This window comes from Nocardioides panacihumi, assembly GCF_039530925.1.
GTDB classification, from domain to species: domain Bacteria; phylum Actinomycetota; class Actinomycetes; order Propionibacteriales; family Nocardioidaceae; genus Nocardioides; species Nocardioides panacihumi.
This window is the reverse complement of record NZ_BAAAPB010000004.1, coordinates 202,297-223,138: the sequence shown is the minus strand read 5'-3', so window position 1 is coordinate 223,138 and position 20,842 is coordinate 202,297. Positions and strand designations below refer to the sequence as shown.

At 69.3% G+C, this 20,842-nt stretch carries 19 protein-coding genes; 9 read left to right on the top strand and 10 right to left on the bottom strand.

The features are described from left to right. Nucleotides 1-22: 22 nt before the first annotated feature. Genes ABD205_RS17105 through ABD205_RS17070 form a run of 8 tightly spaced genes read right to left on the bottom strand, consistent with a single transcriptional unit; the run spans nt 23 to nt 9,271 of the window. Entirely contained in the window at nt 23-1,510 is a 1,488-nt protein-coding gene (locus ABD205_RS17105; RefSeq protein WP_344046853.1) for an aldehyde dehydrogenase, read from the bottom strand. A 29-nt stretch (nt 1,511-1,539) separates the two neighbouring features. Next, nucleotides 1,540-3,921 (bottom strand): AMP-binding protein, encoded by a 2,382-nt coding sequence (locus ABD205_RS17100; protein ID WP_344046851.1) that lies wholly within the window; start codon nt 3,919-3,921, stop codon nt 1,540-1,542. A gap of 11 nt (nt 3,922-3,932) precedes the next feature. Next, a complete protein-coding gene (locus tag ABD205_RS17095; RefSeq protein ID WP_344046849.1) occupies nt 3,933-5,474 on the bottom strand; it encodes a class I adenylate-forming enzyme family protein in 1,542 nt (513 codons plus the stop codon). Nucleotides 5,475-5,522: 48 nt separating this feature from the next. Next, nucleotides 5,523-6,062: an aromatic-ring-hydroxylating dioxygenase subunit beta gene (locus ABD205_RS17090; protein ID WP_344046847.1), complete on the bottom strand. Its 540-nt coding sequence runs from the start codon at nt 6,060-6,062 to the stop codon at nt 5,523-5,525. After that, nucleotides 6,059-7,369 (bottom strand): aromatic ring-hydroxylating oxygenase subunit alpha, encoded by a 1,311-nt coding sequence (locus ABD205_RS17085; protein ID WP_344046845.1) that lies wholly within the window; start codon nt 7,367-7,369, stop codon nt 6,059-6,061. The genes ABD205_RS17090 and ABD205_RS17085 overlap by 4 nt, the downstream gene beginning before the upstream one ends. Further along, complete coding sequence (locus ABD205_RS17080) at nt 7,366-7,839, bottom strand: Zn-ribbon domain-containing OB-fold protein (protein WP_344046843.1); 474 nt, start codon at nt 7,837-7,839, stop codon at nt 7,366-7,368. The genes ABD205_RS17085 and ABD205_RS17080 overlap by 4 nt, the downstream gene beginning before the upstream one ends. Continuing rightward, entirely contained in the window at nt 7,836-8,993 is a 1,158-nt protein-coding gene (locus ABD205_RS17075; protein WP_344046841.1) for a thiolase family protein, read from the bottom strand. The genes ABD205_RS17080 and ABD205_RS17075 overlap by 4 nt, the downstream gene beginning before the upstream one ends. Further along, a complete protein-coding gene (locus ABD205_RS17070; protein ID WP_344046839.1) occupies nt 8,990-9,271 on the bottom strand; it encodes a hypothetical protein in 282 nt (93 codons plus the stop codon). The genes ABD205_RS17075 and ABD205_RS17070 overlap by 4 nt, the downstream gene beginning before the upstream one ends. Before the next feature lie 279 nt (nt 9,272-9,550). Between ABD205_RS17070 and ABD205_RS17065 the strand changes: the two genes are divergently transcribed. The 9 genes from ABD205_RS17065 to ABD205_RS17025 all read left to right on the top strand — a co-directional run bounded on the left by ABD205_RS17065 (nt 9,551) and on the right by ABD205_RS17025 (nt 18,150). Next, nucleotides 9,551-10,462 carry an alpha/beta fold hydrolase gene (locus ABD205_RS17065; protein ID WP_344046837.1) on the top strand — a complete coding sequence of 304 codons (912 nt, stop codon included), beginning with the start codon at nt 9,551-9,553 and terminating at the stop codon, nt 10,460-10,462. Nucleotides 10,463-10,468: 6 nt separating this feature from the next. Next, on the top strand, nt 10,469-11,287 hold the full coding sequence (gene hpaH, locus ABD205_RS17060; RefSeq protein WP_344046835.1) for a 2-oxo-hept-4-ene-1,7-dioate hydratase: 819 nt from the start codon (nt 10,469-10,471) through the stop codon (nt 11,285-11,287). Next, nucleotides 11,284-12,045 (top strand): aldolase/citrate lyase family protein, encoded by a 762-nt coding sequence (locus tag ABD205_RS17055; protein WP_344046833.1) that lies wholly within the window; start codon nt 11,284-11,286, stop codon nt 12,043-12,045. Before hpaH ends, ABD205_RS17055 begins: the two co-directional genes overlap by 4 nt. Before the next feature lie 93 nt (nt 12,046-12,138). Further along, nucleotides 12,139-13,311, top strand: a complete 1,173-nt coding sequence (locus ABD205_RS17050; RefSeq protein ID WP_344046831.1) for an acyl-CoA dehydrogenase family protein — start codon at nt 12,139-12,141, stop codon at nt 13,309-13,311. Nucleotides 13,312-13,341: 30 nt separating this feature from the next. Then, complete coding sequence (locus tag ABD205_RS17045) at nt 13,342-14,370, top strand: acyl-CoA dehydrogenase family protein (protein WP_344046829.1); 1,029 nt, start codon at nt 13,342-13,344, stop codon at nt 14,368-14,370. Then, nucleotides 14,367-15,518 (top strand): acetyl-CoA acetyltransferase, encoded by a 1,152-nt coding sequence (locus tag ABD205_RS17040; protein ID WP_344046827.1) that lies wholly within the window; start codon nt 14,367-14,369, stop codon nt 15,516-15,518. The genes ABD205_RS17045 and ABD205_RS17040 overlap by 4 nt, the downstream gene beginning before the upstream one ends. Continuing rightward, nucleotides 15,515-17,056: a class I adenylate-forming enzyme family protein gene (locus ABD205_RS17035; RefSeq protein WP_344046825.1), complete on the top strand. Its 1,542-nt coding sequence runs from the start codon at nt 15,515-15,517 to the stop codon at nt 17,054-17,056. The genes ABD205_RS17040 and ABD205_RS17035 overlap by 4 nt, the downstream gene beginning before the upstream one ends. Nucleotides 17,057-17,058: 2 nt before the next feature. Further along, complete coding sequence (locus tag ABD205_RS17030; RefSeq protein WP_344046823.1) at nt 17,059-17,253, top strand: ferredoxin; 195 nt, start codon at nt 17,059-17,061, stop codon at nt 17,251-17,253. Between the two features lie 3 nt (nt 17,254-17,256). Continuing rightward, a complete protein-coding gene (locus ABD205_RS17025; RefSeq protein ID WP_344046820.1) occupies nt 17,257-18,150 on the top strand; it encodes an LLM class flavin-dependent oxidoreductase in 894 nt (297 codons plus the stop codon). A 15-nt stretch (nt 18,151-18,165) separates the two neighbouring features. Here the strand turns inward: ABD205_RS17025 and ABD205_RS17020 are convergent, their stop codons facing one another. Beyond that, entirely contained in the window at nt 18,166-19,827 is a 1,662-nt protein-coding gene (locus ABD205_RS17020; RefSeq protein ID WP_344046818.1) for a bifunctional 3-(3-hydroxy-phenyl)propionate/3-hydroxycinnamic acid hydroxylase, read from the bottom strand. Next, nucleotides 19,827-20,822 (bottom strand): alpha/beta hydrolase, encoded by a 996-nt coding sequence (locus ABD205_RS17015; protein WP_344046816.1) that lies wholly within the window; start codon nt 20,820-20,822, stop codon nt 19,827-19,829. Before ABD205_RS17015 ends, ABD205_RS17020 begins: the two co-directional genes overlap by 1 nt. Nucleotides 20,823-20,842: the final 20 nt, after the last annotated feature.

Here is a 20,842-nt window from a genome sequence, read left to right as displayed (position 1 = left end):
GCGCTCTCCTGGTGGTGGTGTGTCAGCCGAGGGTGAACGGGTCGCGGGTCTCGCCGCTCAGCTCGACCCAGACGGCCTTGGTCTCGGTGAAGTCCTTGACGGCCTCGAGGCCGTTCTCGCGGCCGACGCCGCTCGCGCCCATCCCGCCGAAGGGCACGCTCGGGGCGACGGCGCGGTACGCGTTGACCCAGACGGTGCCCGCACGCAGCCGGCCGGCCACCCGGTGCGCGCGGTGCACATCCTTGGTCCAGACCGAGCCTGCGAGGCCGAAGTCGGTGCCGTTGGCCTGCGCGATCGCCTCGTCCTCGTCGTGGAAGGTCGAGACGACCAGGACCGGACCGAAGATCTCCTCGGCCACGGCACGCATCTGAGGGGTGACGTCGGTCAGCACGGTCGGCTTGACGAAATAGCCGCCGAGCTCCGTCGCAGGCTCGGCACCGTACGCGATCGTGGCGCCTTCCTCGCGGGCCGTAGCGAAGTGGGACAGGACCTTCTCGTACTGCGGTGCGTTGGAGACCGGGCCCATCTCCGTTGCAGGGTCACGGGGGTCGCCGAGGACGATCGTCGACGCTCGCTGGACGACCTTCGCGACGAGGTCGTCGGCGACGCTCTCATGCACCAGCAGCCGCGAGCCTGCCAGGCAGGTCTGACCCGTAGCGGCGAAGATGCCGGCGATGATGCCGTTCGCAGCCGCGTCCAGGTCCGCGTCGGGGAAGACCACCTGGGCGGACTTGCCACCCAGCTCGAGAGTGAACCGCGTCAGGTTCTCGATCGCGGCGTGCCCGACCTTGATGCCGGTGCCGGTCGAGCCGGTGAAGGCGACCTTGTCGACCCCCGGGTGCGAGGCCAACGCCGCTCCCGTCTCAGGACCCCAACCCGTCACGACATTGATGACGCCCGGGGGGAACCCGACCTCCTCGAAGAGTCGCGCGAAGGCCAGGGTCGAGACAGGCGTGTAGTCGCTCGGCTTGACGACGAAGGTGCAACCTGCGGCGAGGCCGGCGGCGAGCTTCCAGGTGAGCAGGAGCAGCGGCGAGTTCCAGGGAGTGATCGCGCCCACGACACCAACGGGCTCGTGCGTGGTGTAGACGAGGTAGTTCGACTTGCCCGTCGGGATCACCGTTCCCTCGAGCTTGTCGGCCATGCCGGCGAAGTAGCGGTAGTAGTCCGGCAGGCCCTTCATCTGGCCGGACATCTCTCGCAGCAGCTTGCCGCCGTCCCGGACCTCGAGGTCGGCGAGGTTGTCCGCCTCTCGCTCGATCACGTCCGCCAGGCGGTAGAGCAGCCTGCCGCGCTCCGTCGCGGTCAACCGGCCCCAGGATCCCTTCAGTGCGTCCCGCGCGGCCTGGACCGCGCGGTCGACGTCGGACGCGTCGCCGTCAGGCACCACGGCCCACGCCTTCCCCGTGTAGGGGTCGACGCTCTCGTAGGTGCGGCCGGATCCCGCAGCGAGCTCCGCTCCCCCGATCAGTAACGGGAAGGTCAGGCACTCGTCGGTCTCGATCGTCACAGCTCTCTCCTCGACAGACGTTCTGCGGATCAGCGGAAGCGCGGCGTGCGCTTGTTGGAGCGGGAGTCGGTGCGGCCACTGCCGGCGTTCCCGATCTGGGTGTAGGACAGACCGGTGCGGAGCGCCGTCCCGGGCGGCACCTCGAGCGACTCCCAGATGGCACGGACCGTGCCTTGGATCGCCTCTGGCCGGCGGCAGGCGATCTCTGCGGCGAGCTCCGCGGCCCGGGACCAGAGCTCGGACCGCGGCACGACCTCGGTGACGATCCCGACGCGTAGTGCCGTGTCGGCGGTCATCCGCTCGTCGCTGCCGAGCAGTGCCCACCGAAGAACCTCTCCGAGTGGGATGCCGCGGGCGAGCATGCCCATCGGCTCCAGGGCTGACACGATCCCCGCGTTCGCGTGGGGGTCGAAGAAGGTCGCGTCGTCCGAGCAGATCACGATGTCGGACTGGTTGAGGAAGTACATCGCTCCGCCGGCGGCCATCCCGTGGACGGCACAGACGACAGGCTTCCAGACGCGATGGTGGCGCGGCCCGAGTGCGACCCCGGGGTCTTCCTGGTTCCACCGGCCGAGATGGCTCCACCAGGCACCCTCCTCGACGTCGATGCCGGTCGAGAATGCGCGTTCGCCGTTGGCGCGCAGGATCGCGACGTGGATGTCGTCGTCGTCGCGAACCCGTTGCCAGACCTCCGCGATCTCGGCTGCCATCGTCTCGTTGAAGCTGTTCAGCCGCTCGGGGCGATCGAGCGTGATCGTCGCGACGTGGTCGCTGACCTCGAACTCGATCGTCGTGAATCCGGACTCGGTCATCGGGCCTCCATGGTCCTGGGCATCGGGGGCCGCGGCGACGAGACGCTGCCGCAGGTCGGCCTTGACGAGCTTGCCGAGGGAGTTGCGCGCGAGCGACGACACCACCTCGACCTGCTCGGGGAACTTGCGCACGTTGAGCGACGTGCCACGCAGATACGCCTGGATCGAGGCGAGAGTAGGCGGCGCCTGTGGGTCGGTCGGTACGACGACAGCGCAGACACGCTCCCCCGAAGCGGCGTCGGGCAAGCCGATGACGGCCACGTCCGCGATCGTCGGGTCACCGATCAGGGCGGCCTCGACCTCCTGGGCCGAGATGTTCTCCATCTTGCGGATGATGACGTCCTTGAGCCGGCCGGTGACGGCGAGTCGACCGTCGGCGTCGAGGTAGCCGAGGTCGCCGGTGTGGAAGAAGCCCTCGGCATCGAGCGCTCCCGCGTCGAGTGCCGGGTCGACGTACCCGTGGAAGAGCTGGGGACCGCGAACACGGATCTCGCCGATCTCCCCGACGCCGAGGACGCGTTCGTCCGGGCCCACGATGCGGACCTCGCCACCACCGGCGGGAATCCCCTCGAACGCGGCGTGCTGCTCGTCCGTGTCGTGCGGCGTGCCCCACGTGATGTACGGGCACTCCGTCATGCCGTAGCCGGAGATGATTCCCACGCCGCCGAGTCGGCTGGCTGCCTGGGCGCTCAGGGAGCGCGGCCTGCCCGAGCCGCCGCCGAGCGTGGCGCGTGCATGCGGGAAGAGGGGTGCGATCCCGCGCTCCTGGGAGATCCGCAGATATTCGTTGGTGAACGGCAGCCCGGAGCCGACGAGGGTGACGTCGTGCTCGATCAGGAGGTCGGCGTTCAGCTCTGGGTCGAACACGGAGCTCACGATCAGGGAGTGCCCGATCAGCAGCGCGTGGAGAAGGTGTGCGATCCCACCGACGTGGGCGACAGGTACGAACGCCGCACAGCTGTCGTCGGGAGTCGCCTCCACGTTGACTACGAAGGTTCGTGCCGCCGCGATCAGCCCGGCGTCGGCGTGCTTCACACCCTTGGGAGCCGCCGTCGTGCCGGAGGTGTAGAAGATCCAGCCGACGTCGGCGGCTGAGGTGGCGTGCCGCGGCGCAAGCCCACTCGGATCGCCGGGGCGCCACTCCCCGTCGGTCACGAGGATCTCGAGCCCGTCGACCCTGGACTGCACCTCGTGAGCCATGGCGGCGTGGTCGAACCCGCGATGCTCGGACGGGACGATGAGCAGGGCGGCACCGACCTGCCTGGTGATGAACTCGACCTCGGCAGCCCGCAGCATCGGGATGATGGGGTTCTGGATCGCACCGATCCGCGACAGTGCGACCGCGAGCGCCATCGCCTCGATCGTCGTCGGCAGCTGCCACGACACGACGGTCCCGGGGCGCACCCCCTGGGCCGCGAGTGACGCCGCGATCCCGGCGGACAGCTCGTGGAACGCCGCGAACGTGATGTGTCGTCCGCGCTCGTCGACGGCGAACTCACGGTCCGGGGTGAGCCGTGCGCGATCGACCGCGAGCTGCCAGACGTCCGCGCTTCGCAGGCCCGTCGCGTCGATCTGGACGGCGCCCTCCGTGACGGTCATCGGCTCGTCACCTACTGTGCCGCCGCTCGGAGCTGGTCGGCGATCTCGCGCTTGAGGATCTTGCCGGCCGGCCCGAGCGGGAACTCGGTAGCGAACTCGAACCTCCGCGGCTGTTTGTAGCCGGCCAGGTCCGCCCGGCACAGCGCCTGAAGCTCCGTCAGCAGGGTGTCGCGGTCGACCTGACCGCGCGGGATCACCACCGCCACGGGCGTCTCGCCCCATTCCGGGTCGGGGATGCCGACGACCGCGACCAGGTCGACCCCCGGGTGCGAGCCGATGACGCGCTCGATCTCGGCGGGGTAGACATTGAAGCCCCCCGAGATGATCATGTCGGTCTTCCGACCGGTCACGTGGAGGTAGCGCTCCTCGTCGAGGAAGCCGAGGTCTCCGGACCACAGGCCATCCGGCCGGAACGTCGTTGCCGTCGCGTCGGGTCGGTTCCAGTAGCCGGCCGCGACCGCATCGCTCTCGATGACGATCTCGCCGATCTCTCCGGTCGGCAGCTCGTCGCCCTTCTCGTCGACGATGCGGATCGTGCACATCGGCGTCTCCTGCCCGCAGGAGGTGAGGACCGAGCTCTTGCCGGCCACCATGTCGCGGTGGTCCTGGGGTGTGAGGATGGTTGCCTGACCGCCGCATTCGGTCAGCCCGTATCGCTGCTGCAGGTCGCAGCCGAGGAGGTCCATCGCCTTCTGGGCGAGCCCGGGCGGGACCGGGGCTGACCCGTAGCTGATCCGGCGCAGGCTGGACATGTCGCGTGCTGGGCCCTCCTCCAGGATCTTCAAGGTCCGCTGGAGCATGGTCGGGATGAAGGTGGTGAAGGTGATGCCGCTGCGCTCGATCTCGTCGATCACCGCCTGGGGGTCGAAGCGGTGGTGGATCACCATCGTCTGACCGAGATAGGTCCACGCCAGGGTGCGCACCATCCCGCCCGCCGTGAAGAACGGCGTCGTTGCGAGGTAGACGTCCGACCGGTTCGCCTCGGTCACGATCGTGGTGTCGACGACCTGGGCGAGCATGCCGCGGTGAGTGTTGATGACGCCCTTCGCGCGACCTGTCGTGCCGCTCGTGTAGAGGATGAACTGGATGTCGTCGGGCGTCAGGTTGGCCGGGGTCGGGTCGGCCGGCAAGGCCGCTGCGAGTGCCGTCTCGTAGTCGACGCCAACGTCGCTGCCGTCGATCTGAAGTACGGCGTCGAGAGGCTTGAGCTCCGCCCCGAACCGCTCGACCTGATCGGAGTGGATGACGGCTGCTCGCGCGCCCGAGTCGTCGCGCACGTAGGCGAGCTCGTCAGCGGCGAGGCGGATGTTGACGGGCACGGCGACAAGGCCCGCCTTCGCCAGCGCGAACGTGACCTCCGGCCACTGCACGCAGTTGCGAGCGATGACCAGGACCCGGTCGCCCTTCGCCAGGCCAGCGGCCGTCAGGTGGTTGGCCAGGCGTCGAGCGCGCTCGTCGATCTCGGACCAGGCCAGTGAGCGACCGTCCGCGACGATGGCAGCCTTCGCCGGGCACCGACGCGCATTGTTCGTCGCGATGTCGCCGATCAGCACGGGAGTTACCTCATTCGTATTTGGAGGGGGGCGGCGGTGGGGCGCCGACTAGATCAGGAAGGCCAGGGTGTTGACGGGGCCGCCCGCACTGATCAGGTGGACCGTCTTGCTGACGAGGCGCAGGCCGGCGGGCGTACGGCGGACCTTGTAGATCACCCGTCCGGCCCAGACGCGCTGGTCGTAGCGGTACTCGAACAGAGCGAAGTTGGCAGCGACGGTCTCCGTCCCGTCCGCCGCGTCGGCCTCGAGGACCTCCAGGTTGCTGAGCAACCGCCGCATCACCGACGGAGGCGTCTGCGAGTGCCGGTTGCCGGTGTTGAGCTGGGCGACCCGGCTCTTGATCCGGTTGCGGTTGTCGTAGATGTACGAGAGCTTCTTCCTCGGGTCGTCCTCCGGGTGCATGGGCACCCAGTAGAGGGCGTCGTCGTCCCAGAGCGCCTCCCACTCCGAGTAGCGGGCCTCGTCGGCGAGCCGTGCCTCGAAGTAGAGGAACGAGGCGACGTCCGCGGCAGGTGGCGGCAGCGGTCCGGGGGCGGCCAGCTTGTTCAGCGGCACAGCGGGCTGGTCCTGGGCGGCGATCATGGTCATGCCGAGACCTCCTGTCCGACCACGCTGGCCCACTGGCGGTAGAAGCCGCGCTGCGGGGTCTCGGCGCTCTTGTCGCTGTTGACGATTCCGGTCTCGTCCTCGATGTCGGTCTCGAGACCTCGCGAGAGCTCGAGCCACTCGGGGTCACGAGCGGCCAGGCCGGCCTGGTTGCGCATCCCGATCTCACCGTCGTCGGCGATCAGGAACCCGGCCGGCCCCATCGCACCTTCGGAGCGGCGCATGGTGCGTTCGTTCAACTTGTCCTGGCCGGGCACGATCACGGCCGCCGTGTAAGCGATCGTCTCGTCCGGCGCGATCGGCTCGACGTACATGACGTTCATCTCCGCGAGGAACAGGTTCGGCCAGATCAGCGTGTGCGAGGGCCCGATCACCAGAGCGTCGTGCGCCTTCTCGACGCCGTGAGTCGCCTCCAGCGCCTCGACGTACTCCGGCAGCTTGGTCCGGGGGATGCGGCCGTACCAGACGAACTCCTCGTCGAGCTTGCGGTACTCCGCCGAGTAGTCGATCTCGGAGTGGCCGCCACCGATGTCGCGCACCACGACCTCGACCTTCGACGGCACGTGCGACACCTTGGCCGGTCGGATCGCGTCGTAGACAGACGCGTGGGTGAACAAGGCGTGGTACCCGTCGACGTTGTTCTCGACGACCATCTTCCAGTTCGCGTGATGGAGGTGCTTCATCCAGCCGTGGTTCAGGTCGATCTTGCCCGTCGGTGAGAGGTCGAGGACGCGGTCGATCGCCTTCGTCGCGCCGCCCAGGTGCTCCTTGAGCGAGATGCCCTCGGCGGCGAGCGAGGCGAAGATGAAGCCGCCATAGCTGTCGACCCGCGGCGCCTCGGACATGCCGAGGGTGGCGCGGACCTTCTGGAACTCCTCGCCGTACCCGTCGCGCATCGGCACCGCGGTCAGCGAACCGTCGTTGCTGAACGTCCAGCCGTGGTACGGGCACCGGAACGATGTGGCGTTGCCCGACTCCGCGTTGCACAACCGGTTCGCGCGGTGCGAGCAGCGGTTGAGAAGCACCCGGATCACGCCGTCCCTGCCGTGGGCGACAACCACGGGATCACGCCCGATCCGGCGGGTCAGGTAGTCACCCTCCTCGGCGACCTCGCTCTCGTGGGCGACGTACACCCACCCCGTGCGGAAGATCGTGTCTAGCTCCCGCTGAAAGATCTCCGGCGAGGTGTACACCGAGCCGTGGACCCGGTGGTTCTTCACGATCGCCGAGACGTCGAACGGCTCTGCGGCGGGAGCCGCGGTCGTGGGCTCGGTTTCCGTGGTGGTCATGAACGGGCCTCCGTAGTGAGTGGAACGGTGTGGCGAGGAGCGGCAGGGGTCGCGGACGGGATCGGCACCCCGCCCAGCTCTCGGAACGCGACGGTGACCCGGTCGCCGACACGGGGGACGGACTCCGAACGAGCGTGCGTCGTCATGATGAGTCGGTGGCCGCTGGCCAGCTCGACGTCGAGGATCGGATAGGGATCGGACGCCACCACCAAGTCCGGCTCGCGACGGTGCATGACCGTGACCGAGTGCACCGTGCCGGCCTTTTCGACCGGTCGCCAGGCGATCTCGGCAGCACCGCACCCGTCGCAGACCTGCTGGTCGAGGTCCAGGGGCAGGGAGCAGTCACCGCAGAACGGCAGCACCAGCTCGTGGCGGGCGCCGGCGGCGTACAACGGAGCGAGGAGGTCGTCGCTCACGTCGGGGGCGAGCGAGTCGGCCAGCAGCCAGTCGGAGGTCAGCATCGTGGTCATGCCGCGCGCTCCAGCACCAGGGCCGCGTGGTGGTCGAGCCGGCCGCCGATGCCCCCGACAAGCGCGGTCGTCGCGCCCGCGACCTGACGCTCGCCACCGTCGCCGCGCAGTTGCACGATCGCCTCCGCGAGGGGCGTCATCCCCTGCAGGTAGAAGCCCGACAGCTGCCCGCCGCCCGTGTTGGTCGGCAGCGTGCCGGCCGGGCCGGTCTCGCCCGCCCGCACGAACTCGCCAGCAGGACGACCGCCCGTGAGGGCGTACTCCTCGAGGAGCATCAACGTGACCACCGAGAAGGGGTCGTAGAGCTCGGCGACATCGAGGTCGGTGCGCGCCATGCCGGCGTTGGCGAGCGCGTCGTCGACTGCACGTCGGCCGCCACCGAACCAGGACTCGGCCCCCGCCCGCCGGTGACGGACCGGGTGCTCCCGGCCAGCCCCCCGAACGGCGATGCGGGTTCGGTGCCCCACCGCGCTGTCACCGCTGACGACGACAGCCACCGCGCCATTGACCGGCCGGGCGCAGTCGAGCCGACGCAGCGGCTCGGCGATCATCGGGCTGGCGTGGTAGCCGTCGGCATCCAATGGGGTGCGGACGACCGCGGCGGGGTTGCCGAGTGCCCAGGCCCGGGTGGTCGTGGTCATGGCACACAGGTCGTCGACGTCAGCGCCGGTCACGTGCATCCAGCGCTGGGCGAGCAGGGCATACGTCGGCACCGACCCGAGCACGCCGGAAGCGCGCTCCAGGCCGCGCACACCGGAGTGACCACCGCTGTGCGCGTACGTCGAGCCGGCGCCCTTGCCGGCGACCAGCGGCGCGTCGGCGAACACGCAGACGACCGTGCGAGCAGCGCCCGCCTGGATGGCGAGTGCGGCACGCTGGATCATCGCGATGGTGGTTGCGCCCTTGATCTCGATGTGCTCGAGGAGGCGTAGGTCGGAGAAGCCGCCCTGCGAGGCGAAGGTGACGCTGAGCCGGTCCGGGCGCACGCCCTGGGACGTACCGACCAGGAGGCCGTCCACATCTCCACGCTCCAGTCCGGCATCGACCAGGGCGAAGCCCACCGCTTCCCGGGCGAGCTCCTGCGGAGTCCGACCCGGGGTGAGGGACATGACCGTCATGCCGAGCCCGACGAGAGCGACGTCTGGGCTGCTCACGACTCGGTCCGCGGGTCGACCTCGTCCGGGAGGGGTTGCCGCTCGTCGCGGTAGGCACCGACCCGCATCCATTGGACCCGATCCTCGGGAGTAGCCAGGCACAGGCAGGCGAGCTCGAGGGGGGACAAGAAGATGTCGTCGCCAGTCTCGAGGTCCTCGACCAGCAGTCGCGGGCCGTTCCCGGTCGTGTCCAGCGAGACCCGGACAGCCGCGAACTCGTTGGCCAGGGTGGCCAGCTCTCGCCGGGTCACCGGGCGGATACGCGCTTCCTCGGACATTGCTCTCGTGACCTACTCACTCATCGATCCGGTCCTGGTCCGCGTCGCTGCGGGGACCTGTCGCCGACGTGGCCGGCTCTCAAGTTTTATCGTATGCAACTGTCAGAAACAAGACCCGCGTCGATACTGAGACGTCGAGCAATCGACAGCCTTCCACGCCTGACACTGGCCTTCGAAGCAAATGAACGGCACACTACGGAACGGCTGACAATTCCGACGGCAACGTCAGATTGAGATTCGTGCTTCCCCCGCACGATCATGAGAACGGAAGGCTCACCGATGAGCGAGACGACGACCCTGAGCGACCGGGCGACCGCGACGACCCCCGAGACGACCGACTACCGCAGCATCTGGAGCTACCTGCGCGAGCTGGAGTTCCGGCAGGGCTTCGTCGACGTCGGCGGCGTGCGCACCAGGTATGTCGAGGCAGGCTCCCCCGACCTGCCGCACGCGATCCTGCTGCACGGCACCGGCGGACATTGGGAGACCTTCGCCCCCAACCTGACGGCCCTCAGTGAGCACTACCACTGCATCGCCATCGACATGGTCGGCAACGGCTTCTCAGAGAAGCCCGACTACGACTACGAGATCGCCGTCTACGTCCGGCAGGTCCTCGGCGTCCTCGACCAGTTCGGGATCGAGAAGGCCCACTTCATCGGTATGTCCCTCGGTGCGTGGGTCTCCGCGGCCACGGCGGTCAGCCACCCGGATCGGGTCGACAAGCTGATCCTGATGTCCCCCGCCGGGCTCGTCGCCACGGCGTCCAACATGGCGCGCATCCGCGCCGAGCGGACCGCGGCGGTCCAGGACCCCTCCTGGCAGTCGATCCACAAGGTGTTCGAGCACCTGATCGCCGACGAGGCGAACCGACTGCCCGATCTGATCGCGCTGCGCCAGGCGATCTACCGTCGCGACGACACCCGCGAGACGATCGAACACCTACTGATCCTCCAGGACGCCCAGGCCCGCGATCGCAATCTCATCCCGGAGGACAGGTGGGTGACGATCAGCGCGCCGACCCTGATCGTCGCGTCCGGTCAGGACCACGGCGAGTACCAGAGCACGGCCCGCACCGTCGCGCGACTCATCCCCGACTCCGAGGTCTTCGAGATGCCCGCCGTGCGGCACTGGCCGCACTTCGAGGATCCGGCGGCGTTCAACGCGGCAGCGCTCGCCTTCCTCGCTCGGTGACCCACGATGCTCCCTGATTCCACCGTCGCCGACTGTGCTCGGCGACTCTACGAGGCCGAGCGGGACCGCCTGCCCATCCGGCAGCTGTCGCTCGACCACCCCGACATGACGATCGAGGACGCATACGCGGTCCAGCGCGCCCTCGTCGAGCTCAAGTCGGCTGAGGGCCTCACGATCCGGGGTCGCAAGATCGGCCTCACCTCCCAGGTCATGCAGCGAGCGCTCGGGATCGACGAGCCTGACTACGGCGTCATCTTCGACGACATGTTCTTCGACGACGGCGGCACGGTCCCGGCAGGCCGGTTCATCCGGCCCCGCGTCGAGGTGGAGCTCGCCTTCGTCCTGGGCGAGGACCTCGAGGGACCTGGCGTCACGATCTACGACGTGCTCCGGGCGAGCGAGTACGTCACGCCAGCCCTGGAGATCCTCGACGCACGGGTCCAGATGAGCGATCCGGAGACAGGCCACCTGCGCACGATCGTCGACACGATCGCTGACAACGCCGCAGACGCAGGGATCGTTCTCGGCGGGCGCGTCGTGCGTCCGATGGACGTCGACCTGCGCTGGGTGTCCGCCCTCCTGCTGCGCAACGCCTCGATCGAGGAGTCCGGCGTCGCGGCGGCCGTTCTCAACCACCCCGCCAACGGCGTGGCGTGGTTGGCGAACCGACTCGCGCCACACGGCGCCTCGCTCCGGGCCGGCGAGGTCATCCTCGCCGGCTCGTTCACGACCCCCGTCTTCGCCCTGCCGGGCGACACGTTCGTGGCCGACTTCGGGCCGCTCGGCACGGTCTCCTGCTTCTTCGACCGCGAGGAGTCGCGATGAACCAGTGGCTCGACCGCCTCGGCCGCCGTGCGCAGATCGGGATGTGGATCGCGTCCGGCAACGCCTACAGCGCGGAGATCTGCGCTGGGTCCGGACTCGACTGGCTGATGCTCGACCAGGAGCACGTACCCAACGACCTCCGCTCGACCCTCGCTCAGCTCCAGGCCGTGGCGCCGTATCCGGTGGAGGTGCTCGTACGACCGCCGTCGGCCGATCCCGTCCTGATCAAGCAGCTCCTCGACGTCGGCGTCACCAACCTCATCGTGCCGATGATCGAGTCGGCCGACGAGGCACGGGCGGTCGTCGCTGCGACCCGCTATCCGCCGAAGGGGATTCGCGGAGTCGGCAGTGCTCTAGCCCGCGCCTCCCAATGGGGTCGCGTTTCTGACTATCTGACCACTGCCGCAGAATCCTTGAGCGTGACCGTTCAGGTCGAGTCGGCGGCTGGCTTGGACGCCCTCCCGAACATCCTCGCCGTCGACGGGATCGACGCGATCTTCATCGGGCCAGCCGACCTCGCGGCCTCCCTCGGAAGGCTCGGCGAGCCAGAGCATCCCTCGATCGTCACGACGATCGAGCGCGCCATCACCACGATTTCGCACTCCGGAAAGGCCGCGGGCGTGAATGCGTTCAACGAAAGAATCGCCCGCCGATACCTCACCGCCGGCGCCCGGTTCGCTCTCGTCGGCGCCGACGTGACGATGCTCGCCCGTGGCAGCGAGGCACTGGCCAAGCAGTTCGGGTGCCATCGTCATTGATGATCCCGTAGGACTTCTATCTGACGCTTCTGTCACTTAGACTGAAGGCGTTGCACCTCGGGGACGCGAGGACCCAACCTAGGAAGGCTGCCGATGGATCTGGACTTCACGAAGGAACAGGTGGAGTTCCGCGAACGTGTCCGCACCTGGCTCACCGAGCACAAGCCGCGGGAGCGCCGCCCCCGCGACCACGCGGGCATCCGGGAGTACGACCTCGCCTGGCAGCGCACGCAGTGGGAGGGCGGCTGGGCGGGGATCGCATGGCCGACCGAGTACGGCGGCGGTGGGCTGACGCTGCTTCAGCAGCTGATCTGGTACGAGGAGTACGCCGCGCAGGGACTCCCCGGCATCGACGCCTCCTTCGTCGGCCTCAACCACGCCGGCCCGACGTTGATGCTCCGCGGCACCGAGGAGCAGAAGTCGTACCACCTTCCCCGCATCCTCAAGGGGGAGGTGATCTGGTGCCAGGGCTTCTCCGAGCCCGAGGCCGGGTCCGACCTCGCAGCCCTGCGCACCAAGGCGGTCATCGACGGTGACCACCTGGTCGTCAGCGGTCAGAAGATCTGGACGAGCTCGGCCGCCTGCGCTGACTTCCAGGAGCTCCTCGTCCGGACCGACACCACGGGGTCGAAGCACGACGGGATCACCTGGGTCATCTGCGACATGCACACCCCCGGGATCGACGTGCGGCCCATCAGGACGATGGAGGGCGGTGCGGAGTTCTGCGAGGTCTTCTACGACGAGGTCCGGATCCCCCTGTCCAACGTGGTCGGTGAGATCAACAACGGCTGGAGCGTCGCGATGTCGACCCTCTCGTTCGAGCGGGGCACGGCGTTCACCGCCAACCAGGTCCGCCTTGCGAAGGTGGTCGAGGACCTCATCGACTTCTCGCGTGACCACGTCGGACCCGACGGCCGACGTCCCGCGATCGCCGACGACGAGATAGCGAGGCGACTGGCCCGCGCACGGGCGAGCGTCGCCTCGCTGCGCGCCATGACCTACGTAGGCATCTGCCACACGATGAAGTCCGACACCCCCGGGCCGCGCGGCTCGATGCTGAAGCTCTACTACGCCGACCTCTGCAAGGAGATCGCCGCGCTCGGGATGGACATCGTCGGAGCCGACGGTCTGCGCGACTCGTCGCGCTGGGCCGCTCAGGGCTGGTCGGGCAACTACTTCTACTCCTTCTCGCAGTCCATCGGCGGGGGGACCTCCGAGATCCAACGCAACATCATCGGCGAGCGCATCCTCGGTCTGCCGCGATGAGCACCGCTGCGATGAGAGAGAGCTGACACCATGGACCTCCTTCCCTCCGAAGACCAGCGGGACCTGATCGCCGCGGCGACGGACTTCCTGCTGTCGCGGATGCCGATCGAGGGCATCCGAGCCCGGGACGGCCAGCCCTCGGCGGTCGATCCCGACGCCTGGCGTGAGGGTGCCGAGCTCGGCCTGCTCACGCTCGGCCTCCCCGAGGAGTACGGCGGCTCCGGTCGCTACCTCGACGACGAGGCGCTCCTCTTCGCGACGCTCGCCGAGCACCTGGCGACCGGGCCGTTCCTGGCGTCGTCCCTCGCCGCCCGCGTGGCCGCCGAGTGCGGCGACCTCGACCTGGCCGGCCACATCGGGGACGGGTCCGCTCTGGTCGGCCTCGCCGAGCTCCGTGGCGACGGGTCCGTCGGTCCGGAGGGCGTCAAGGGCACCTTCGACCTCATCGACTGCGCGGGAGCGAGTCACGTCCTGGTGGTCACCGAGGCGGGTGCCGCCATCGTGGACCTGACCGAGTTCACCGACGTCGAGACGCTTGAGTCGGTTGACCCGGGCACCCGCCTGGCCACCGCCAGCACGACCGCGGCGACCGTGCGTCACTGGCTCCCGAGCACGACGGACCCGATCTGGCTCCGTGCGGTCGTTCTCAGCGCTGCCGAGCTGGCCGGCATCGCCAACGCAGTCACGCGGCTGGCCACCGAGCACGCCAAGGTGCGGGTGCAGTTCGGCCGGCCGATCGGTGTGCACCAGGCGATCAAGCACGCCTGTGCCGACATGGCGGTCGCCTCGGACGCCGCGATGTCGCAGACGCTGTTCGCCGCTGTCTGCCTCCAGTCCGGCCGCGCGGATGCTCGCTTCCACGCCCTCGCCGCCAAGGCGGTCGCCTCCCGTGCCGCGATCGACAGTGCCGCGGCCACCATCCAGGTGCACGGCGGGATGGGCTACACGTACGAGCACAACGCGCACCTGTACCTCAAGCGCGCGCACGTCATCAGCCATGTCTTCGGTGAGCCGACCCACGTGCTCGCCGAGCTTCTCGAGCAGGGGGCTCCTCAGTGAACCGGAAGGTGGCCATCGCCGGAGTCGCGCTCTCGGACCTCGGCCGCGTCGACGACAAGAACGCCTACGAGCTGATGGGGCAGGCGAGTCGACGAGCCCTGGCGGAGGCGGGGCTCCGGCCCGACCAGGTCGACGGTCTGGGCTCGACCAGCCAGGGCACACTCCCGCCGGCCGATGTCGCCGAGTACCTCGGCATCAGGCCGCGCTGGATCGACTCGACCTCCGTGGGGGGCGCCTCCTGGGAGGTGATGCTCTCCCACGCCGCCGACGCCATCGCGGCCGGTCACGCGGACGTCGTGCTGCTGACCTACGGCTCGACCGCCCGCGCGGACCTGCGCAAGGGACTGCGCACCGCCAACATCAACTGGGGATCTCGCGGTCCGCTGCAGTGGGAGGCGCCGTACGGGCACACCTTGATCTCGAAGTACGCCATGGCAGCCCGGCGCCACATGTACGAGTACGGCACCACCATCGAGCAGCTCGCCGAGGTCGCCGTGTCGGCGCGGTTCAACGCCCAGGACAACCCCGAGGCGTTCTACCGCGACCCGATCACCATCGACGACGTGCTGGCCGGTCCGATGATCGCCGACCCATTCACGAAGCTCCACTGCTGCATCCGGTCCGACGGCGGCGCCGCCGTGGTTCTCGTCGCGGAGGACCGGGTCGCGGATCTTCGCTCGACGCCGGTCTGGTTCCTGGGCGCCGCCGAGGCGACCTCGCACATGCTGACCAGCCAGTGGGATGACATGACCGTCGGCCCGGCCTCGGTCACCGGACCTCTGGCGTTCCAGCGCGCGGGACTCACGCCGGCCGACGTCGACGTGGCGGAGATCTACGACGCCTTCACCTACATGCTGCTGCTGACGATGGAGGACCTCGGCTTCTGCGAGAAGGGCGAGGGAGGCACCTTCGTCGAGAAGGGCAGTCTCCGCCTCGGTGGCAGCCTCCCCACGAACACCGACGGTGGCGGCCTCTCGGCCTGCCATCCTGGCCAACGCGGGCTCTTCCTCATCGTCGAGGCAGCCAGGCAGCTGCGCGGCGAGTGCGGCCCGCGCCAGGTCCCTGACGCGAAGGTCGCGTGCGTCAGCGGAACCGGCGGCTGGTTCTGCTCGAGCGGCACCGTGCTCCTCGGGTCCGACAAGCCGTGATCCGAGCCGTCCCCGAGGCAGTCGTCGCTCCCCTCCCCGCCAACGGCTTCGCGAACACTCGCGACCTGCTCGAGGCCGCGGCGCGCCTGTACGGCGACCGCGATGCATACGTCGAGGCGGACGGCTCCCGGATCAGCTTCGCCCAATGGGCGGGCCGTGCGCGATCCGTCGCAGGCCTCTTCGCGGACCGCGGCGTCGGGAAGGGCGACGTCGTCGCCCTGATGCTGCCCTCCGGTATCGACTACGCCATCTGCTACGCCGCGGCAGCGATGCTCGGCGCCATCACCACCGGTCTCAACCTGAGGCTCGGGCCGCGCGAGGTGATGGGCATCCTCACCAGTGTCTCCCCCGCGTTGGTCGTCCGGGACGCAGACGCGGACCTCCCCCAGGCGCCGGACGGGTTGCCGGTGCTGGCGCGCTCCGAGCTGGCCCTTGAACCGACGGGCCCGCTTCCCCGCGTCGATGTCGACCGGGCCGATCCGGTGGCCATCATCTTCACCAGTGGCACAACCGGACTGCCGAAGGGCGCATGGTTCGACGGCGACAACCTCGCGGCGTTCGCGCGCTCGGCTGGCGTAATGAGTGCGCCGTTCGATCGTCGCCTCACGGCGACACCGTTCCCGCACGCCGGCTACATGGCCAAGCTGTGGGACCAGCTGGTCTGGGGCATCACGCAGGTCGCCACGCCGACGCCGTGGTCGGCCTCGGCCATGTACGAGGTGATGCGCAACGAGCGGATCACTGTGTGTGGGGGTGTTCCCACGCAGTGGGCCAAGCTCCTCGACGACCCCCGCGTCGGTCGCGCCTCTCTTCCCGCCCTGCGCGTCGGCATCGTTGCGACGGCGCCCGCACCCCCCGAGCTCGTCGAGCGGACGGTCGAGCGCCTCGGCGTGCCCCTGGTCGTCCGCTACGCCATGACCGAGTCGCCGACGATCTCCGGCACCGAGCCCGCTGATCCTCCCGAGGTCCTGTTCCGGACCGTCGGCCGGCCCCAGCCCGGGATGAGCGTGCGGGTGACCGACGAGGACGGCCGCCCGCTGACGACCGGCGTGATCGGACGCGTTCGCGTCAAGGGTGACTGCGTGATGCGCGGCTACTGGGAGGAGCCTGAGCTCACGCGCGACGCGTTCGACTCCGACGGCTATCTCATCAGTGGCGACCTCGGCTGCTTCACCCCCGCTGGCGACCTCGTCCTGGTCGGGCGCGCGGGCGACCTTTACATCCGCGGCGGCTTCAACGTCCATCCGCTCGAGGTCGAGAACGTCCTGGTCGAGCATCCGAAGGTACGCACAGCCGCAGTCGTCGGCCAGCCGGCGCCGGTCATCGGCGAGATCGGGGTCGCGTTCGTCGTTCCGGCCGACCCCGCGCTGCCTCCGACGCTGGAGGACCTGCGTCGCTGGACACGGGAGCGGCTCGCCGACTACAAGGCACCGGATCGCCTCGTGCTGGTCGACGAGATCCCGTTGACGGCGATGCAGAAGACCGATCGCAACAGCCTGCGCGAGTACCTCGGCAGGTCCCCTGCTAGCAAGGACTGAGCATGCGCATCCACATCGACCTCGACCAGTGCGACGGTCAGGGACTCTGCGAGGCCGTCGATTCCGAGCTGTTCCGGCTCGACGACGACGGCTACGCAGCTCGCTCTGACGTCGACGCTCCTGAGGCGGTCCGCGCCACGGTCGAGGACGCGGTCGCGCGCTGTCCCATGGGGGCCATCCGGCTGCTGGAGGACTGAGGGATGGGCGGCCTGCGCTTCGGCGTCTACGCCCCTCAGCTCAAGACCGACGTGGCGACGGTCATCGAGCAGGCTCGGCGCGCCGAAGCAGCGGGATTCGACTCCTACTGGCTGATGGACCACCTCCTCGCCCCCGGAGCGCCACCGTGCGACACCCTGGAGAGCTGGACCCTGCTCACCGCAGTCGCCTGCTCGACGTCGACCCTGCGCCTCGGTCACCTGGTCGGATGTGCGCCGTTCCGGCACCCGTCACTGCTCGCGAAGATGGCCGCCACCGTCGACCAGATCAGCGGAGGGCGGCTCGAGCTGGGGTTGGGCTGGGGGTCGGTGGAGTCCGAGCTGGCCACGTTCGGCTTTCCGGCGGGGTCGCGACGCGAGCGAGCGGACGCGCTGGGCGAGAACCTGCGGATCCTCGACCTGATGTTTTCCGGCGAGCCGTTCGACTTCACCGGGAAGCACTTCACCTTGACCGGTGCCTACGGTCTCCCCCGGCCGGTGCAGCGGCGGATACCGGTTCACATCGGGGGCGGCGGACGTCAGCTCACGATGCCGCTGGTGGCGAACCATGCCGACTGGTGGAACTGCGTCGGCAGTGCCCGCGACCGGCTCGAGGAGCTGGCCCCGCTGCGGGGGTCGGCGCGGATCTCGGCCCAGTACGCCGTGGGCGTCGTGCTCCGTGAGGAGGACCGTGGCACGGTGACCGCCAGGATCGCGCGTCGGATGCCGGAGTCGGCCTGGGGGCGCCCGTTCGTTGGGACGCCGCCTGAGCTCGTCGAGCAGTTCCGCGCCGAACAGCACCGTGGTGTCGAGCTTTGCATCGTGCGGTTCGACGACTTCGGCACGACCGAGACGCTCACTGCCTTCGGTGCCGAGGTCGTCGCGCACCTGCGCTCGTAGCGCCCGGTGCCTGCGTCACTCCGCGCTGGCGGACGGACCGAGGGTGACGTCCGCTGGCAGCGCGACCAGCTCGAGTAGCCGGTCCAGCACGCGGTTGAGCTCGTCGAGCGAGCACACGGCGGCGACGTACCGGTCGGGTCGGACGACGTAGACGTCGTCCCGCGGGCGCGCGAGGTGAAGGTCCCGGAGACCTCCGTCGAAGTCGTAGACGTCGATGACGGGAAGGTCCGCGTCACCTCGGGCGGCCGGGTCGAACTGCCCTGCCCGCCGGTAGGCCGGCATCACGTGCGACTGGACCACGATCCCGCCGTGGGTCCGCAGCCTCTCGGCAACGAGTGGCTCCAGCGCCTCGAGCACCCCCTGCGCCAGCCCGACGACGGCGAGACTCGAGCCGAGTACCTCGTCGAGCCGGACTCGGCTCCCGTCGAGCTGCTGCACGAAGGGTTGCGGGAACGCACGACCGGCCAGGGAGCCCTTGTCGGTGTCCGTCGGCAGCACGACGAAGCCGTCCCGGTAGCGCGGTACCGGCTTGTACTTCATCTGGAGGATGTAGTCCCGGCCGCCAGGGAGCCGTTGCACCCCGCGGAAGACGGCGTTGCGCACGGTCTCCGTCAGCCGGCTCCGCGGGTGGTAGAGCCGCCCGATGCCGGTGGCGAAGTCCACCATCTCCCTGGCCGTCTCGCGACGCTCTGAGTCGTAGGTCGCCAAGAGCCCGGTGTCTGCCTGGCCGGTGAGGACGAAGCCGAGCTTCCACGCCAGGTTGGTCACGTCCCGGATCCCTGAGTTCATGCCTTGACCGAAGAACGGGGGCTGCAGGTGCGCCGCGTCGCCGACGAGGAAGACCCTGCCGGCCTGGAAGGTCTCGGCCGTGCGCGAGTGGTGCCAGTAGATGCGCCGTCGGATCGCCGGCGGGACGGGCGAGTCGGGGTAGAACGGCCTCATCAGCCGCTCGACGGTCGCAGGCTCTGCCATCGCGTCCGGATCCTCGCCGTCGAGGATCTTGAACTCGAAACGTCGGTGGCCGAACGGCAGCGGGATCGTCATTGACGGCCGCTCGGGCGTGGTGAACACGGCCGAGTAGGGCGCGTCCCAGGTGTCGTCCTCGACATCGACCACCAGCCACTTCATCGGGGCGGTCTCCCCCTGCAGGGCGACTCCTGCGGCCTGGCGGACGAAGCTCCTGCCGCCGTCGGCACCTACGGCGTACTGCGCTCGGATCGCGTAGCGCTCGCCCTCCTCCTCGACGACGATCACGACACCGGCGTCGTCCTGCTTCAGCTCGACGGCTGTGCAGCCCGTGCGCAGCTCGACGTCCTTCTGCTTCTCCAGCCCGGCGCGGAGCACTCGTTCGAGGGTCGGTTGGAAGAACAGATTCCGCTTCGGCCACCCGAATGGGCGACCACTCGGCGCGACGTGCGCCAGGATCCGCATCCTCGAGTCGTAGTACCTGATCGGCGCGTTGCGCACGGCGTCCTCGAGCACCGCCTCGGCCATGCCGAAGGACTGCATCGTGCGGACGGCTTCGTCGTCGATCCCGACGGCACGGGGCTCGTCGAGCACCTCATGCTCGCGATCGATCACGAGGGTGGACACGCCGTAGCCGGCCAGGAGGCTCGCAAGCGTGACCCCGGACGGGCCACCACCAACGATCACCACGTCCCGTTCGATCGTCCTCATCATTGCCCCTTCTGATCAGATGGTCCGGCGACGCACTCGACGACGTCCGGCTGGGTGGCCGCATCAGGCGCGGTGACACGAAGCGCTCGCCGCAGCACGCCGACCTCCTCCTCGATCTCGCGCACCGAGACCTCCGCGGTCGGCACGATGACCGACGAGCAGTGGAACGTGCCCGGGTAGAGGTGCAGCTCGACCGGGACTCCGCTGGACAGCAGACGGTGGGCGTAGGCGATCCCGTCGTCACGAACCGGGTCGAGCTGCATGACCGCGACGAAGGCTGCTGGGAGCTCGCGCAGATCAGGGTGGTGCAGAGGCGAGGCCGCGGCCACCACGGCGGCGTCGGTCACTCCTTCGTCGCCGAGGTAGTGACGCCAGGCGACCCGGACGGTGTCCGCGTCCAGGAAGGCGGTGCCGGCCAGCATCATGCTGCCGCCCGTGGCGGTCGGGTCCAGCTGCGGACAGTTGAGGTACTGGAAGCGCAGCGGGAGGCCTGCGTCACGCGCTGAGATCGCCACCCGTGCCGCCAGGCCCGCACCGGCGCTTCGACCGTGCACAGCGACGCGATCCGGGTCGACTCGTCGCGGGCCGCACGTCTGATGGAGCCACCTCAGCACCGCCACGCCGTCCTCGACCGCCCGGGGGAAAGGATGTTCAGGCGCCAGGCGGTAGCCGACGGAGAAGACAGCGGCTCCGAGACGGCTGCTCAGTGCCGCACAGTGCCCGTGGCTGCCGTCGAGGGCGCCCACGACGTAGCCGCCTCCGTGGAAGTGGACGATCCCGGGCAGGGTGGTCCCGGCGCCGACCGGCCGGTAGGCGCGGACCGGGATCGCATGTCCGTCGTCGGCCTCGACCGTGAGATCGACGACGTCGACCCCGGGAGTCGCGCCCAACGGGGGCCGTGGCTTCTGGCGCGTCGCTCGGAAGTCGACCAGGTCGAGAGGCGGCAGATCGTGCACGACGCCCCGAAGCTGGTCGTCGTATGCCCACCGGGACACCGGCGAGGACGCCACGCCGG

Coding starts and splice junctions, on each gene's coding strand:
- ABD205_RS17090 (WP_344046847.1), bottom strand. CDS start 6,062: ATGACCATGATCGCCGCCCAGGACCAGCCCGCTGTGCCGCTGAACAAG.
- ABD205_RS17030 (WP_344046823.1), top strand. CDS start 17,059: ATGCGCATCCACATCGACCTCGACCAGTGCGACGGTCAGGGACTCTGC.
- ABD205_RS17080 (WP_344046843.1), bottom strand. CDS start 7,839: ATGACCACGATGCTGACCTCCGACTGGCTGCTGGCCGACTCGCTCGCC.
- ABD205_RS17085 (WP_344046845.1), bottom strand. CDS start 7,369: ATGACCACCACGGAAACCGAGCCCACGACCGCGGCTCCCGCCGCAGAG.
- ABD205_RS17065 (WP_344046837.1), top strand. CDS start 9,551: ATGAGCGAGACGACGACCCTGAGCGACCGGGCGACCGCGACGACCCCC.
- ABD205_RS17020 (WP_344046818.1), bottom strand. CDS start 19,827: ATGAGGACGATCGAACGGGACGTGGTGATCGTTGGTGGTGGCCCGTCC.
- ABD205_RS17055 (WP_344046833.1), top strand. CDS start 11,284: ATGAACCAGTGGCTCGACCGCCTCGGCCGCCGTGCGCAGATCGGGATG.
- ABD205_RS17025 (WP_344046820.1), top strand. CDS start 17,257: ATGGGCGGCCTGCGCTTCGGCGTCTACGCCCCTCAGCTCAAGACCGAC.
- ABD205_RS17070 (WP_344046839.1), bottom strand. CDS start 9,271: ATGTCCGAGGAAGCGCGTATCCGCCCGGTGACCCGGCGAGAGCTGGCC.
- hpaH (WP_344046835.1), top strand. CDS start 10,469: ATGCTCCCTGATTCCACCGTCGCCGACTGTGCTCGGCGACTCTACGAG.
- ABD205_RS17050 (WP_344046831.1), top strand. CDS start 12,139: ATGGATCTGGACTTCACGAAGGAACAGGTGGAGTTCCGCGAACGTGTC.
- ABD205_RS17100 (WP_344046851.1), bottom strand. CDS start 3,921: ATGACCGTCACGGAGGGCGCCGTCCAGATCGACGCGACGGGCCTGCGA.
- ABD205_RS17045 (WP_344046829.1), top strand. CDS start 13,342: ATGGACCTCCTTCCCTCCGAAGACCAGCGGGACCTGATCGCCGCGGCG.